14 protein-coding genes are annotated in these 14,398 nt (G+C 63.8%); 11 read left to right on the forward strand and 3 right to left on the reverse strand.

Annotated features, from left to right (window positions below; genetic code table 11):
* Window positions 1-33: 33 nt before the first annotated feature.
* The 6 genes from SPH52_RS04475 (at window position 34) to SPH52_RS04500 (ending at window position 5,547) form a co-directional block, all read left to right on the forward strand.
* On the forward strand, window positions 34-1,050 hold the full coding sequence (locus tag SPH52_RS04475; protein WP_411793792.1) for a substrate-binding domain-containing protein: 1,017 nt from the start codon (window positions 34-36) through the stop codon (window positions 1,048-1,050).
* A 73-nt stretch (window positions 1,051-1,123) separates the two neighbouring features.
* Entirely contained in the window at window positions 1,124-2,494 is a 1,371-nt protein-coding gene (gene pstC / locus SPH52_RS04480; protein WP_411793793.1) for a phosphate ABC transporter permease subunit PstC, read from the forward strand.
* On the forward strand, window positions 2,487-3,872 hold the full coding sequence (gene pstA, locus SPH52_RS04485; RefSeq protein ID WP_411793794.1) for a phosphate ABC transporter permease PstA: 1,386 nt from the start codon (window positions 2,487-2,489) through the stop codon (window positions 3,870-3,872). The genes pstC and pstA overlap by 8 nt, the downstream gene beginning before the upstream one ends.
* 26 nt (window positions 3,873-3,898) lie before the next feature.
* Window positions 3,899-4,687: a phosphate ABC transporter ATP-binding protein PstB gene (pstB, locus tag SPH52_RS04490; RefSeq protein ID WP_411794102.1), complete on the forward strand. Its 789-nt coding sequence runs from the start codon at window positions 3,899-3,901 to the stop codon at window positions 4,685-4,687.
* Between the two features lie 19 nt (window positions 4,688-4,706).
* On the forward strand, window positions 4,707-5,126 hold the full coding sequence (locus SPH52_RS04495; RefSeq protein WP_411793795.1) for an arsenate reductase ArsC: 420 nt from the start codon (window positions 4,707-4,709) through the stop codon (window positions 5,124-5,126).
* Window positions 5,127-5,160: 34 nt separating this feature from the next.
* Window positions 5,161-5,547: a metalloregulator ArsR/SmtB family transcription factor gene (locus SPH52_RS04500; protein WP_411793796.1), complete on the forward strand. Its 387-nt coding sequence runs from the start codon at window positions 5,161-5,163 to the stop codon at window positions 5,545-5,547.
* Between the two features lie 27 nt (window positions 5,548-5,574).
* On the opposite strand, the gene SPH52_RS04505 is transcribed toward SPH52_RS04500, so the two are convergent.
* Together SPH52_RS04505 and arsB are read right to left on the reverse strand one after the other, a co-directional pair.
* Window positions 5,575-6,786 carry an MFS transporter gene (locus SPH52_RS04505; RefSeq protein WP_411793797.1) on the reverse strand — a complete coding sequence of 404 codons (1,212 nt, stop codon included), beginning with the start codon at window positions 6,784-6,786 and terminating at the stop codon, window positions 5,575-5,577.
* Window positions 6,787-6,864: 78 nt separating this feature from the next.
* Window positions 6,865-7,950: an ACR3 family arsenite efflux transporter gene (arsB, locus tag SPH52_RS04510; protein WP_411793798.1), complete on the reverse strand. Its 1,086-nt coding sequence runs from the start codon at window positions 7,948-7,950 to the stop codon at window positions 6,865-6,867.
* A gap of 174 nt (window positions 7,951-8,124) precedes the next feature.
* On the opposite strand from arsB, the gene SPH52_RS04515 reads away from it, so the two are divergent.
* A complete protein-coding gene (locus SPH52_RS04515) occupies window positions 8,125-8,742 on the forward strand; it encodes an ATP-binding cassette domain-containing protein (protein WP_411793799.1) in 618 nt (205 codons plus the stop codon).
* Complete coding sequence (locus SPH52_RS04520; protein WP_411793800.1) at window positions 8,733-9,536, forward strand: ABC transporter permease; 804 nt, start codon at window positions 8,733-8,735, stop codon at window positions 9,534-9,536. Before SPH52_RS04515 ends, SPH52_RS04520 begins: the two co-directional genes overlap by 10 nt.
* Before the next feature lie 50 nt (window positions 9,537-9,586).
* Here the strand turns inward: SPH52_RS04520 and SPH52_RS04525 are convergent, their stop codons facing one another.
* On the reverse strand, window positions 9,587-10,774 hold the full coding sequence (locus SPH52_RS04525; RefSeq protein ID WP_411793801.1) for an acetyl-CoA C-acyltransferase: 1,188 nt from the start codon (window positions 10,772-10,774) through the stop codon (window positions 9,587-9,589).
* Between the two features lie 169 nt (window positions 10,775-10,943).
* Between SPH52_RS04525 and SPH52_RS04530 the strand changes: the two genes are divergently transcribed.
* The 3 genes from SPH52_RS04530 (at window position 10,944) to SPH52_RS04540 (ending at window position 14,278) form a co-directional block, all read left to right on the forward strand.
* Window positions 10,944-11,549, forward strand: a complete 606-nt coding sequence (locus tag SPH52_RS04530) for a TetR/AcrR family transcriptional regulator (RefSeq protein WP_411793802.1) — start codon at window positions 10,944-10,946, stop codon at window positions 11,547-11,549.
* 204 nt (window positions 11,550-11,753) lie between these two features.
* Window positions 11,754-13,424 carry an AMP-binding protein gene (locus SPH52_RS04535; RefSeq protein ID WP_411793803.1) on the forward strand — a complete coding sequence of 557 codons (1,671 nt, stop codon included), beginning with the start codon at window positions 11,754-11,756 and terminating at the stop codon, window positions 13,422-13,424.
* A gap of 86 nt (window positions 13,425-13,510) precedes the next feature.
* Window positions 13,511-14,278 carry an SDR family NAD(P)-dependent oxidoreductase gene (locus tag SPH52_RS04540; RefSeq protein ID WP_411793804.1) on the forward strand — a complete coding sequence of 256 codons (768 nt, stop codon included), beginning with the start codon at window positions 13,511-13,513 and terminating at the stop codon, window positions 14,276-14,278.
* Window positions 14,279-14,398: the final 120 nt, after the last annotated feature.

Raw genomic sequence — 14,398 nt, forward strand, 5'->3', positions numbered from 1 at the left:
CTGCCGGATCAAAACGCAGAGAGGATAGTGAAGATGAGCTTCAAGAAGAGCACACTGAGCATGGCGATCGCCGCTTCCCTCGCCGTCGGTCTGTCGACCGCCGCCCAGGCCCGCGATACCATTCAGATCGCCGGTTCCTCCACTGTGCTGCCCTTTGCCAGTATCGTTGCCGAGGAGTTCGGTGCCTCCTTCCCGCAGTTCAACACCCCGGTGGTCGGCTCCGGCGGTTCCGGCGGCGGTCTGCGCCAGTTCTGCCAGGGCGCGGGCGAGAACACCATCGACATTGCCAACTCCTCGCGCGCCATTCGCTCCGGCGAGCTCGAGAACTGCGCCTCCGGCGGCGTCAACGAAATCCTCGAAGTGATGTTCGGCTATGACGGCATCGTCTTTGCCTCACGTGCCGACCGCGACGAATTCGCCCTGACCCCGCAACATGTGTTTGCGGCAGCGGCGGCACAGATTCCGCAGGACGGCCAACTGGTCGCCAATCCCTACACCCGCTGGTCCGAGATCGACAGCAGTCTGCCGGATCAGGAGATCATCTTGGTCATTCCGGCCTCCAATCACGGTACCCGCGAAGTCTTCGAGGAGAAGGTGCTGCACGCAGGCTGCGACAGCTACGCCGAGGTCGAGGGCGATGCCTGCAACAACCTGCGTGGCGACGGCCGCATCATCGAGATCGCCGGAGACTATACCGAGACCCTGGCTCGCCTCGATGCTCAAGCCGATGCCGTGGGTGTGTTCGGGCTGAGCTTCTACGACCAGAACCGTGATCGCCTGCAGGTGGCCACCGTAGATGGCGTTACGCCGAGTCTGGAGACCATCGGTTCCGGCGAGTATCCGGTGTCACGGCCGCTGTTCTTCTACGTCAAGGGCGAGCATCTCGACATGGTGCCTGGCCTGGCTGAGTACACCGAGTTTTTCCTCAGCGAAGCCATTTCCGGCTACGGCAGCCCACTCGAGGACGCGGGCCTGATCCCAATGGACGACGACGAGCGTGCCGAAGCGCTGGAGCAGTTCCAGGCGCGCACTGTCGTTACCGTCGAGTAAGACAAGCGCAATACCACGGGGGGCGCAACCGGCGCTCCCCGGCCCGGATGCAAGAGCGCAAGATGGAGAAGCGATGAATCTTGTCTTGATCGCGACCGTGCTGATAGTGATGGCCCTGGCCTACCAGGTCGGGCTTGCGCGCAGCAGAGCGGTGGCAAACGGTGGGGTGCGGCTGCACTCCCGCCCCGGATATTACGGCGTGCTGGTTGCCCTGTGGTGCGGGCTGCCGGCACTGCTGCTTTTTGGTGTCTGGCTCGTACTTCAGGATGCCATCATCGAGATGCTGGTCATTCACCAGTTGCCCTCCGAGCTGGCTGGCCTGAGCGAGCGCGAAATGCAGGTGCTGATGCGCCGCATCGGCGCGCTGGCCTCGGGGCAGGGGTTGTCCGGCGAGGTCCAGGCATACGAGGTTGCCGCCGCCCAGCAGATGTCTCGCCTCGATAGCATGGGGCGGTTGGCCATGATCGCGGTCATGGCTGTGCTGGCCGTCGTTGGACTGACGACTGCGCGGCGACGGATTTCGCCGCCGCTTCGGGCGCGCAACCATATCGAGCGGGTGATCACGGCGCTGCTGGCGTTGAGTTCCGGCGTAGCCATCCTGACGACTGTGGGGATCGTGCTGTCGCTGATTGGTGAGGCTATCAACTTCTTCCGCTTCGTGAGCCCTGCGGAATTCTTCCTCGGTACCGTGTGGAATCCTCGTTTCAGTACCTCCGGCACCGGCGGGCAGGGGCAGTTCGGACTGTTGCCGCTGCTGTGGGGCACGCTCATGGTCAGCGCGATCGCGCTGCTGGTGGCGATTCCGCTGGGCCTGATGACGGCCATCTACATGGCGGAGTACGCTCCACCGTGGCTGCGCAACGTGGCCAAGCCGATCATCGAGGTTCTGGCAGGCATACCGACCATCGTGTATGGCTTCTTCGCCTTGATCGTGATCGGTCCCTTCCTGTCGGGGCTTGGCGATCTGATAGGTATCAACATACGCACTACCAGCGCCCTGACAGCGGGCCTGGTGATGGGGATCATGATCATTCCCTTCGTCTCCTCGCTGTCCGATGACATCATCACCCAGGTGCCCAAGTCGCTGCGTGATGGCGCGCTGGGACTGGGTGCCACCAAGTCGGAGATGATTCGCCAGGTGGTGCTTCCCGCTGCGTTGCCGGGCATCGTCGGGGCCTTCCTGCTGGCCGCCAGCCGCGCCATCGGCGAGACCATGATCGTGGTACTGGCTGCCGGCAACAATCCGGTGCTGCATGCCAACCCCCTCGAGGCGATCTCCACCATCACCGTGACCATCGTCAATCAGCTGACCGGCGACATGGACTTCTCCAGCCCGCAATCGCTGGTGGCCTTTGCCCTTGGCCTCACGCTCTTCGTCATCACCCTGGGGCTCAATGTCATCGCCCTGGTCGTGGTGCGTAAATACCGTCAGCAATATGAGTGACGCCCAAGTGACCGCTACCAACTTCGACATTGCCGATACCAGACGCCGCAAGCGGCTAGATACCATTCAGCGTTCGCTGAATGCCCGCCATGCCCGGGAGCGTCGCTTCAGGTTGATGGGGCTGGCTGCTGTGGTCACTGGCCTGGTGCTGGTGGCGATCCTGTTCACCAGTATCCTGTCACGGGGACTGCCGGCCTTCTGGCAGGCTACGCTCTACCTCGACGTCTACCTCGACCCTGAGGTCATCCAGGTGGATGATCGGCCGGTGCGCGAGGCGGGAGAGAGCCCGGCGCAGTTCCGCGAGCGCGAGCTTGCCTGGTTGAACCAGCTTGGCATGGTCAACTGGAATGGCTTGATCGACGAGGCGTTGAAAGCGCACCTTCCTGGCGAGATCGAGTCGCGCCAAGCCCGCGACCTGCGAGCCCTGGTGGCAAGCGGCGAACGCTTCGCCCTGCGTGATCGCGTCATGGAGAATCCGGGGCTGATCGGCCAGACCATTGGGGTAAAAATGCTCGCCAGTGCCAACGTGGATGTCTGGTTGAAGGGCAACATCGATCGTAATCTGGCCGACAGTCGGCAGCAGCTAAGCGCCCAGACTCGTGAATGGGCGGACCATCTGAAAGAGCAGGGCATCATCCGCAACAGCTTCAGCACGGCACTGTTCCTCAACACCGATTCACGTAGCTCGCCGGCCTCGGCGGGTCTGGCCGGTGCCTTCATGGGCTCGCTGTTCATGATGCTGATCGTCATCGCGTTGTCGGTGCCGCTGGGGGTGGCCAGTGCCATCTATCTAGAGGAGTTCGCGCCCAAGAATCGCTTGACCGATCTCATCGAGATCAATATCAACAACCTGGCCGCGGTGCCCTCGATCATCTTCGGCCTGCTGGGGGCGGCGATCTTCATCGGCTACCTGCGTCTACCGCTTTCCGCTCCTCTGGTAGGCGGTCTGGTGCTTACCCTGATGACGTTGCCCACCATTATCATTGCCACGCGTGCGGCGCTGCGCTCGATTCCGCCATCGATCCGCCAGGCGGCGCTGGGCATCGGCGCGTCCCGCGTGCAGACAGTCTTCCATCACGTGCTGCCGTTGGCGCTGCCGGGGATTCTCACCGGCTCGATCCTCGGTGTGGCCCAGGCGCTGGGTGAAACGGCGCCACTGCTGCTGATCGGCATGAACGCCTTCGTGGCCAACGTGCCCAGCTCGCCCGTGGATCAGGCGACGGCGCTACCGGTACAGATCTACCTGTGGCAGGGCAACGAACTCCGCAACTTCTTCGAGGCGCGCACCTCGGCAGCCATTATCGTGCTGCTGGGCCTGATGCTGAGCCTCAATGCGACGGCCATCTGGCTGCGCAAGAAATTCGAGACGAGGTGGTAACCATGACTGTATCCGTCACCGTGCCCATGGCAATGAACAAGCGGGCCTCGCAAAGCCGAAACGTGAAGATGAGCGCTCGAGGTGTGAAGGTGTTCTATGGCGAGAACGAGGCTCTTCACGGCATCGACATCGATATTCTCGAGAATGAGGTGGTTGCTTTCATCGGTCCCTCGGGCTGCGGCAAGTCCACTTTCCTGCGTTGCTTCAACCGCATGAACGACACCATCGCTGGGACCCGCATCGAGGGACAGATGACCCTGGACGGTAACGATATCTATGACCCCTCTCTCGATGTGGTGCTGTTGCGTGCCCAGGTGGGTATCGTGTTCCAGAAACCGAACCCTTTTCCCAAGTCGATCTACGAAAACATTGCCTACGGCCCGCGGTTGCACGGGCTGGCCAGGCGCCGTGCCGAACTCGACGACATCGTCGAAAGCAGCTTGCGTCGCGCCGGACTGTGGGATGAGGTGAAGGATCGCCTCAACGAGCCCGGTACCAGTCTCTCCGGTGGACAGCAGCAGCGCCTGTGCATCGCACGCACCATCGCCGTGAGCCCCGAGGTGATCCTGATGGACGAGCCGTGCTCAGCGCTTGACCCCATCGCCACGGGCAAGATCGAGCAGCTCATTGACGAGCTGAGCGAGAGCTACACGATCGTAATGGTGACTCACAACATGCAACAGGCGGCACGGGTGGCCCACAAGACCGCATTCTTTCACCTGGGGGATCTGGTCGAAATGGGAGATACCGACGACATCTTCACCAACCCGCGCGAGCAGCGCACCCACGACTACATTACCGGGCGCTTTGGCTGATCAAGGCGAGGTGAGTACAGTGAAACAGTATCGGGTTCTCTTTCTCTGCAATGCCAACTCCGCCCGGTCGCTGATGGCCGAAGCACTGCTCAACCACATCGAAGGCGAGCGTATCGCCGCTTTCAGTGCCGGGGTCGAGCCCGACCGGCCGCATGAGCTTACCTTGGAAGCGCTGCATCATTTGGGTATCGACACCGATGGGTTGGCCAGCGAGCCGCTGGAGCGCTATGCAGGGGAGCATTTCGATTCGGTCATCGTCCTATGCGAAAAAGCCCAGCAGGCTTGCCGGGAATGGCAGGGGCAGGCCGGTGAGGTCGTCTTCTGGGACATTCCCGACCCCCGCCTCAGCGATGATTCATCCGCATACCGCAAGACGCTGCGGGAGATCCGCGGACGGCTACAGCTGTGGGTGGATGCCAAATTGCGCAAGCTGGGTTGATTCTCTCGCACGTGCAGGTTGCCACTTCGCTAGAATGGGAGCCGTCCATGCCGCTGGAGACTTGCTGGTGCCCGAGCTGGATCCCGTTCGACTCTTCAAATGTCTTGCCGACGAGACACGCTTGCTGGTAACGCTGCTTATTCAGCGCGAAGGTGAGCTCTGTGTTTGTGAAATGACCCATGCGCTGGAGCAGTCCCAGCCGAAGGTGTCACGCCATCTTGCGCAACTGCGCGAATGTGGGCTGTTGCAGGATCGCCGTGATGGGCAGTGGGTCTACTATCGGCTGGCCGATGGTCTGGCCCCTTGGGTAGTGACCACACTCGATGCCGCCGAAGCGGGCGAGACCTCTCGCCTGGATGCCCTGCAGGCGCGCCTGCAGGGCATGGGCAACCGCCCGGAGCGGCGTGCCGCGCTCTGTTGAGCGGTAGTTAGCTGGCAGCCCCCGGTCTTACTCCTGTCGTAGCGGTGCTGGCGCCGGGCTAGCTGGATTGGCCAGCCTGCGTAAAGCCCACAGTCCAAGAACCGGTCCCGGCAGAAGCCACCACAGCACCCAGGTGCCCTGCATGGACCATAGCGACGTCGTCAGCGAAATGGCGGGAATCGTCAGGGCGAAACCTACGGCGTTCATCACAGCCAGGGTCGAGCCGACGCGTTCACGCGGTGCCGTCGCGGCAGCCAGCGCGGAGAACTGTGGTGAGTCGGCGATCACCGTCAATCCCCAGAAAGCCAACAAAATCAGCAGTAAACCGGGCGGCGCCCAGGCCAGCAGCGGGTAGGCCAGGCAGATCGCACCGGAAGCCGTCAGCGCCCAACGGGCCACCCATAGACTGCCCAAGTGTCGGCTCACCAGGCCGCCGCCGACACAGCCCGCCAGCCCCAGCGCAATGATGCCGAAGGAGAGCCAGGCCACCAGATTGGTGGAGGCGGCCAGCCGTTCGATTTCGCGATAGACCAGGAACGGCGTGAGCATCCAGAAAGCATAGAGCTCCCAGCAGTGCCCGAAATACCCGCCGGCCACGGCCCGAAAGCGCCTCTCCCCCAGGGCCGCTAGGCCCTCGGCCAGGCGTACCCTGCCAGCTGGCGGCGGCAGGTGAGGGCCGTCGCCAAGGGCGTGGACCATGGCGCCACCCAGCAGGGCCAGCAGCGAGGCGCCCAGCAGCGGCCACTCCCAAGGCATACCCAGGGTGCTTCCCCGCAATAGATGCGGCAGGGCAGTGCCCAGGGTCAACATGCCTACCAGCCAGGAGAGCGCGGCCCCGGTGTGCTTGGGCGTCCAGCCGATCACCAGCTTCATGCCCAGCGGATAGATGCCGGCCAGGCACAGCCCGGTAGCGAAGCGCAGCAGTACGGCCAGTGGAAACTGGGCGGCCACCAGCACGAAACTGGCGTTGACCAGCGCCCCCAGCAGACACGAGGCGGCGAAGATGCGGCTGGCGCGGAAGCGATCGGCCAGGCCGGTGGTGGCGATGAACAGGGTGCCGCAGATGAAGCCTGCCTGCACGGCCAGCGTCAGCCGGCCGAGTTCGACCTCGGTGAAGCCGAGATCGCGCGCGAGCGACAGGCCGACACCGTTGACGGAGAACCACAGCGACGTGCCGCAGAGCTGGGCCAGTACGATGACGGTAAGCGCTTGGCGCTGCCAAAAGGTAGTGTCGTTCATTGCCTGATCGTCGCCTCGTCGGGGCGACAAGGCAAGCGGGCGCTTCGGCTAGTCGCACCTGCGTTTCATGGCTGCGACTCAGCCCCTGGCTTCACCGACGGCGGGGAAATGGTGGCGAGTGTTGTTGGCGATGCGTACCAGGGCCAGCATCAGCGGCACTTCCACCAGCACGCCCACCACCGTGGCCAGTGCCGCGCCGGACTGCAGGCCGAAGAGGGCGATGGCGGCGGCCACGGCCAGCTCGAAGAAGTTGCTGGCGCCGATCATCGCCCCGGGGGCGGCCACGTTGTGCGGTACTTTCCACGCCTTGGCCCAGCCGTAGGCGATGAAGAAGATCAGCACGGTCTGGATGATCAGCGGTATGGCGATCAGCACGATATGCAGCGGGTTGTTGAGTATGACGTCGCCCTGAAAGGCGAACAGCAGCACCAGGGTGATGATCAGGCCGATGGGCGTGATCGGCCCGACTCGCTTCATGAAGACGTTGTCGTACCATTCGATGCCGTGGCGGGCGATCAGGGTACGTCTCGTCAGGTAGCCTGCAGCCAGCGGGATGACGATATAGAGGAAGACCGATAGCGCCACGGTATCCCAGGGTACCTGGATGTTGGAGATGCCAAGCAGCAGCACCACGATGGGAGCGAAGGCGAACAGCATGATCAGGTCGTTGAGCGCCACTTGCACCAGGGTGTAGGCGGCATCCCCTCGGGTCAGGTAGCTCCACACGAAGACCATGGCGGTGCAGGGTGCGGCGCCGAGCAGGATGGCGCCGGCCAGGTACTGGCTGGCCAGCTCCTCGGGAATGAAAGGTCTGAACAGCACCATCAGGAAGAACCAGGCGATGGCGAACATGGTGAAAGGCTTGATCAGCCAGTTCACCGTAGTAGTGATGACGAGTCCCTTGGGCTGGCGGCGCACGCCGAGCACGGCGGAAAAGTCGATCTGCGCCATCATGGGGAAGATCATCGCCCAGATCAGGATCGCCACCGGTATCGATACTTGGGCGACTTCGAAGCGCGAGAGGGTGTCGGGTACCGCCGGGACGAACTGACCGAGGAGCACGCCAGCAACGATGGCCAGTGCCACCCACACGGAGAGATAGCGTTCGAACAGGCCCATGCCTTCGGTTGGCGAAGGCGCTTGGGTGTCCTGATGTGCTGTCATTGCAATGTCCCAAAGGGGTCAACAGGCTGCCGCAGGCCAAGCTTGCGGAATGCTATGGCTGTCATGATATATGGATTCCCATATATGCTCAAACCTGATGACGAGTGTCTCGACTTGCCAGTTCGACGGGTTCGCGCCACTGTAGCTTCTTTTCCACGCAGCGGGGAGGCGCCCTTGTCACGTGAGCATCTGCGACTCGATAACGTTGCCATCGGCGAGCTGGCCGAGGTGAGCCTTGCCATCGCACCCGGTGAGATCGTCTGTCTGTCCGGCGCCAGCGGTTCGGGCAAGAGCCGGCTGCTGCGTGCCGTGGCCGATCTCGAGCCCCATGAAGGAGAGATTTGGCTGGGTGACAATGCCCAGGCGCTGACCCCCGGCCACGCCTGGCGGCGCCAGGTGATGCTGGTGGCGGCCGAGAGTCATTGGTGGGCGGAGACGGTGGCTGAGCACTTCGCCGATGAACCGGAAGCTGCAGAGCTGGAAGCATTGGGGCTGGAGCCCGAGGCCCTGGCCTGGCAGATAGGACGGCTCTCCACCGGCGAGAAGCAGCGCCTGGGTCTGTTGCGGGCCGTCAGCCGCGAACCGCGAGTGTTGCTGCTCGACGAGCCTACCGCCAATCTGGATGACGCGACCAGCGAGCGGGTGGAAGCCTGGCTGACGGAGCGTATTCGAGCGCGCGGCTGGCCGACGCTATGGGTTGCCCATGACCGGGGGCAGATTGCCCGGGTGGCCAGCCGTCACTGGCGGGTCGCGAGCGGGCGGCTGGAAGAGGCGGACGTCGCATGGGCGTGATCGAACTCTCCTGGTGGCAGCTGGCGCTGGCAGCAGTGATGGTCGTGGTGCTGGCCGGCTGTACCGCTGCGATGCGGCTGGGCATGAGCCGCAGCCTGCTGGTTGCCGCGCTGCGTACCGTCATTCAGCTAGCATTGGTTGGCCTGGTACTGGAGGCGCTGTTCGCCGCCGAGCGACTGGTGTGGGTGGTGCTGATGGCGTTGGCGATGCTGTTGATCGCCGGGCGCGAGGTAATGGCGCGGCAGAAGCGTCGGCTGCTGGGTGGCTGGGCCTTCGGCATCGGCACGCTATCGATGTTTCTCTCCTCATTCACCGTCGCCGTGCTGACCTTGACCGTGGTCATCGGCCCCGAGCCCTGGTATCGCCCCCAGTACGCGATTCCTCTGCTGGGCATGCTGCTAGGCAACACCATGACCGGAGTGGCCCTGGCGCTGGATCGGCTGACCGATAGCGCCTGGCGTCAGCGCGGTGTGATCGAGAACCGGCTGATGCTCGGAGAGCCGTGGCAGGTGGCGATCGGTGACATTCGTCGCGAGGCGATGCGCAGCGGGCTGATGCCGATGATCAACGCCATGGCCGCCGCCGGGGTGGTCAGCCTGCCGGGCATGATGACCGGCCAGATACTCGCCGGTACCGCGCCGGGCCTGGCGGTGAAGTACCAGATCCTGATCATGTTCGCGATCACGCTGGGCACAGGCTTCGGCACCCTGGCAGCGGTTGCCGTGGGCAGCCGCCGGTTGTTCGACTCCCGTGAGAGGCTGCGCCTCGATCGGCTCTCGGTACCTCGTTCATGAAAACGCCCGCTTCGGTGTCGAAGCGGGCGTTTATTGACTCTACAGCCCGATCAGTTGATCAATTCAACCGCTACCGCAGTGGCTTCGCCGCCGCCGATGCACAGGCTGGCGATGCCGCGTTTGCCGCCCTTGGTGCGCAGGGCGTGGATCAGGGTAGCGATGATGCGCGAACCGGTGGAACCGATAGGGTGACCCTGAGCGCAGGCGCCGCCGAAGACGTTGACCTTGTCGTGAGGGATGTCGAGCCCGTCCATGGCCAACAGGGTGACTACGGCGAAGGCCTCGTTGATCTCGAACAGGTCGACGTCGGCGACGCTCCAGCCGAGCTTTTTCATCAGCTTGTCGATGGCACCGACCGGGGCGATGGTGAACTCGCTGGGATGCTGCGAGTGGGTGCTGTGGCCCAGCATGCGCGCCAGCGGCTTGCTGCCAAGCCTGTCGGCAGCCGCCTGGCTGGCCAGGATCAGCGCCGAGGCCCCGTCGGAGATGGAGCTGGAGTTGGCCGCGGTGATGGTCCCGTCCTTGGCGAAGGCGGGACGTAGCTGGCGAATCTTGTCGAGCTTGGCCTGGAACGGCTGCTCGTCGTGCTCGACCACACTCTCGCCCTGGCGGCTGGTGACGGTGACCGGGGCCATCTCGGCGTTGAGATGGCCGGCATTGGTGGCGTCCATGGCCCGCTCCAGCGAGGCGATGGCGAAATCGTCCAGGCGTTCGCGTGAATAGCCGCGCTCGCTGGCGACATCCTGGGCGAATACCCCCATCAGCTTGCCGGTCTCGGCGTCTTCAAGCCCGTCGAGGAACATGTGATCCTTCAGCTCGCCGTGGCCCAAGCGATAGCCGGTGCGCGCCTTGGTCAGCACGTGGGGAGCGTTGGACATCGACTCCATGCCGCCCGCCAGCATCACCTCGCCGCTGCCGGCGCGGATCAGATCATGGGCCAGCATGGCGGCCTTCATGCCTGAACCGCACAGCTTGTTGATGGTGGTGGCACCGATGCCGTCGGGAATGCCGGCCTGGCGCATGGCCTGGCGGGCAGGGCCTTGCTTGACGCCACCCGGCAGCACGCAACCCATGATGCCTTCGTCGATGGCGCCGGCTTCGATACCGGCACGTTCGATGGCGGCACGTATGGCCGTAGCGGCAAGCTCAGGCGCAGTGAGGCTTGACAGGCTACCGAGCATGCCGCCCATGGGCGTGCGGGCGGCGGAGAGAAAAACGATATCGTTGGGGCTGCTCATGGTGGCGCTCTCCTGTTGAATCATCCGTTATGGTTGTGATCGTCCGAACCGGTCCTGATGGGGTGTGGCGACCGCCTCATTCAACGTTTTTCAGCGGCATGGCGCGTTGACCTGTCAGCGCCGCTGTGGTTTTCTCAAGATCAACCAAGCAAGCGCTAGTGTAAACCCGATGAATGTCGTTAACGAGTCCCCACGCCGCAAGGAATTGACCCGTCTGGCCGCGCAGTTGTTCGTCCAGGAAGGGTTCGACCGCACGACGGTGCGCATGCTTGCCCAGGAGATGGGCATCAAGTCCGGCAGCCTGTTCCACCATTTTCGCGACAAGCAGGAAATCCTGGCAGCAGTCATCGAGGAGGGCACGCAGAATGCCCTGACGTTGGCTCGCCAGGCCCTGGAAGATTGCGGCGACTCGGCTAGCGAGCGCCTTCATGCCATGGCCCGGGCGCATCTGGAAACGCTGCTGACCGACCGCAATGCGCATGTCGTTGCGCTTTACGAGTGGCGGCGGCTGGATGCGGCGGCGCGCGACCACTTGAGTCATCTGCGCGATGCCTACGAGGAGCTATGGGAGCGGGTCATCGACGAGGCCTTGGCAGCCGGACTTATCCATGGCGATCGCTTCCTGGTGTCACGCTTCGTCATGGGTGCGCTGAACTGGACGGTGCGCTGGTACGATCCCGAAGGGCCGCGCAAGCCGGAGGACCTGGCCCATGAACTGGTTGCCATGATTGCCCCTTCCACTCACTCCCGGCCCGAGTGGTCGACCAAGGTATAGCCCACTACCTCCGCCTCGGGGGTTGCTCCGCTCCCGCTTTGCTTCTAGCTTGTACCAAGCGCTTGCTAGGTTGACGCTTACGTCAACGGCATCTAAGTAAAAAGATTCAGCCTGAAGAGCATGAACGCGAACCAGCCTCGGTGGTGCGCCAAAGTCGAGGCGGCGCTTCAACAACAAGCACAATCCAGCACGAGAGGGCAGCCAATGAGCACGCAATCCCTTCCAGAATACTCCGCCTGTTATCAGGCTTTCTCCATCGACGAGGTCATCGCCCGGCTCGATGATCGTGGCGACGGCAAGCTCAACGCCTTCGAGTCCTGCTGTGGCCGCCATCTGCGTGCCGGGCGTGGCGAGGTGCTGGCGCTGATCCATGAGGACACCCAGGGCAACGTCAACCGACTTACTTACGCCGAACTGGAGGCCCGCAGTGCCCGGCTCGCCGGCTGGTTCGCCGAGCGCGGCCTGGGCGTGGGCGATCGCATCGCCTGCATGCTGCCGCGCTCGCCCGAACTGCTGGTGGCAGTGCTTGCCACCTGGCGCATCGGCGCGGTCTATCAGCCGCTCTTCACTGCCTTCGGACCCGATGCGGTCGACTACCGCCTGGGTCGCGCCGACACCAAGCTGGTGATCACCGATCACGCAAACCGCTTCAAGTTCGATGGCCTCTCCCAATGCCCGCCGGTACTGGCGGTGGGTGGCCCGAGCGAAGGGCACGACGGCGACCTAGACTGGCAGGAGGCGATGGGTCATACGCCCATCGAGGCTAATCCGCCGCGGCTCTCGCCGGAGGCGCCCTTCCTGCAGATGTTCACCTCCGGCACCGTGGGCAAGCCCAAGGGCGTGGCGGTGCCGCTCTCCGGCATGCCGGCCTTCGCGCTCTACATGGAGCTGGCCATCGACCTGCGCGAGAGCGATCGTTTCTGGAACATGGCCGACCCGGGCTGGGCCTACGGGCTTTACTACGCCATTGCCGGGCCGCTGCTGCTGGGCGTGACTACGCATTTCTGCGAGGCGGGGTTCAGCGCCGAAGGGGCGCTGGCGTTCATGCAGCGCCATCGCATCACCAATTTCGCCGCTGCGCCCACCGCCTACCGTCTGATGAAGGCGTCGGGGCTGTTCGATGATGCCCACGAAAAGCTTGAACTGCGCGTGGCCAGCTCCGCCGGCGAACCGCTCAACACCGAGGTGGTGACCTGGGTCGAGCGCTCGCTGGGCTGCCCTGTCATGGACCACTATGGCCAGACCGAGACCGGGATGACCTGCTGTAACCATCACGCGCTGGAGCACCCCAAGCACGTCGGCGCCATGGGCGTGCCGATGCCGGGCTATCGCCTGGCCATTCTCGATGCCGAATACAACGAGTTGCCACCGGGGGAACCGGGCGTGCTGGCGGTGGATATCGAGCGTTCGCCGGCCCACTTCTTCGCTGGCTACACCTGGCAGGAGAAACACCCCTTCGCCAAGGGCTACTACCTCACCGGTGACGTAGTGATACGCAACGAGGACGGCACCTTCCAGTTCGCCGGTCGCGACGACGACATCATTACCACCGCGGGATACCGGGTAGGCCCCACCGACGTCGAAAATACCGTAATGACCCATCCGGCAGTGGCTGAATCCGCCGCGGTGGGCCAGCCCGACGAGATTCGTGGTGAGATCATCAAATCCTACATCGTGCTGCGAGAAGGCTTCGAGGCGAGCGACGAGCTGGCCGAGGAGATCCGCCAGCGCGTACGCGAACGCCTTTCCACCCATGCCTTCCCACGGGTGATCGAGTTCGTCGACACCTTGCCCAAGACGCCCAGCGGAAAGATCCAGCGCTTCAAGCTGCGCGCCGATGCCGCTGAAAAGGCCGAGGCCGGTGCTGCAAGATGACAGGTGCAGTTACAGTTACCTGAAGCGAGAGGCGCCGGGGCCGGGGGCCACTTTCCACCTCATACATCCAAACTCAGGAATTCGATATGCAAGTGAAGGACCGTACCTTTCTTATCACCGGCGCCGCCTCCGGACTGGGGGCGGCCACCGCCGAGCGCCTCGTTGCCGAAGGCGGTCGGGTGGTGCTGTGTGACCTGAGCGATACCGTCGAGGCTCATGCCGAGAAGCTGGGCGAGGCCGCCCGCGCACTGCGCGGCGACGTGACCTCAGCCGAGGACATGCAGGCGGCGGTGGATGCTGCCGTCGCGTTGGGCGGCGAAAGCGGCCTTGCCGGCGTGGTCCACTGTGCCGGTGTGGTCAGCGTGGCCAAGCTGGTAGATCGTGAAGGCAACCCGGCCGATCTAGGGGCCTATACGCGCACCGTGCAGATCAACCTGGTGGGTACCTTCAACGTGATGCGCCTGGCGGCCGCTGCCATGGTGAAGAACGCTCCCAGTGCGGACGGCGAGCGTGGGGTGATCGTCAACACCGCCTCCGTTGCTGCCTTCGACGGCCAGGTGGGGCAGTGTGCCTACAGCGCCTCCAAGGCCGGCGTGGTGGGCATGAGCCTGCCGGCGGCACGGGAGCTGTCGCGGCATGGCATTCGCGTGATGGCGATCGCGCCCGGCGTATTCGAAACACCGATGATGAGCGAGATTCCCGACGAGGCCGCCAAGGCACTGGCCGCCTCGGTACCGTTTCCCAAGCGGCTTGGACGCCCCGACGAATTTGCTCGCCTGGCCGAGCAGATCATCACCAACGTTATGCTCAACGGTGAGGTGGTTCGCCTGGATGGCGGCATTCGTATGCAGTAGGCAACACCGGTTCTACTATCCTGATAGAGTTTGCCCGCCTGCCCAGGCGGGCTTCTGGTTTGGCGGCGCTGGTTCTTGGCTTGGCGGCGCCTGGTGCGACTAAAGTGGCAGATTGGTTTT

Origin of the sequence: Halomonas sp. A29 (assembly GCF_046723295.1) — a bacterium.
Lineage (GTDB): Bacteria > Pseudomonadota > Gammaproteobacteria > Pseudomonadales > Halomonadaceae > Halomonas.